The organism is Weissella sp. DD23 (assembly GCF_001579105.1).
In the GTDB taxonomy this organism is placed as follows: domain Bacteria; phylum Bacillota; class Bacilli; order Lactobacillales; family Lactobacillaceae; genus Weissella; species Weissella cibaria.
Map to the genome: position 1 here is coordinate 1 of NZ_KQ970439.1, position 647 is coordinate 647.

Here is a 647-nt window from a genome sequence, read left to right on the forward strand (position 1 = left end):
TAATTTCTTAGCAATAAAGTAACATGAAATATAATTATGACTTCTTCAACAAGTCGAAGATGTCCTTACTTTGGTCACTTGGCACCTTTCGAACATCGAAAGAAATGCCTTGATCACGCAAGTATTCAAGTGTCTTCACGTCCGCATCATCAACCGCAACTGCGTTTGTGACCATGCGCTTTCCCTCTGAGTGAGACATTGAACCGATGTTAACCTTGTCCAACTTAACGCCACCTTCCACTGCTTTCGCAACATCTTGTGGTGTTTCAAACAAAAGGATGGCCTTTACTGCCGCAAAACGTGGGTCATCCCACACGTCAATCAACTTTTGAATTGGGACAACACTAACTTTGACACCAACTGGTGCTGCTTGCACCAACAATGTCTTACGCAATTCATCCTTTGCCACACCGTCTGATACGACAATAATGCGGTTTGGTTGAACTGACTTTGTCCACGCCGTTGCCACTTGACCGTGCAACAAACGTGAATCGATACGGGCTAAGCGAACATCAATTGTGCGCTCACCACTGTGCTTAACCTCGTTAATATCACCAACTGGTGCTGCGACCGGCGCATCTTCAGCTGCTACTTGCGTATCAGCTGCCACCGTTTCCGCTGCTTCAGGCAATGACTTACACCGTCGC

Annotated in this window: 1 protein-coding gene; it reads right to left on the reverse strand. The window is 46.5% G+C overall.

What is annotated here, in order from left to right; genetic code table 11:
* Positions 1–34: 34 nt before the first annotated feature.
* A partial coding sequence (locus WEIDD23_RS12115; RefSeq protein WP_242865529.1) for a PTS sugar transporter subunit IIB occupies positions 35–647 on the reverse strand: 613 nt, incomplete at its 5' end.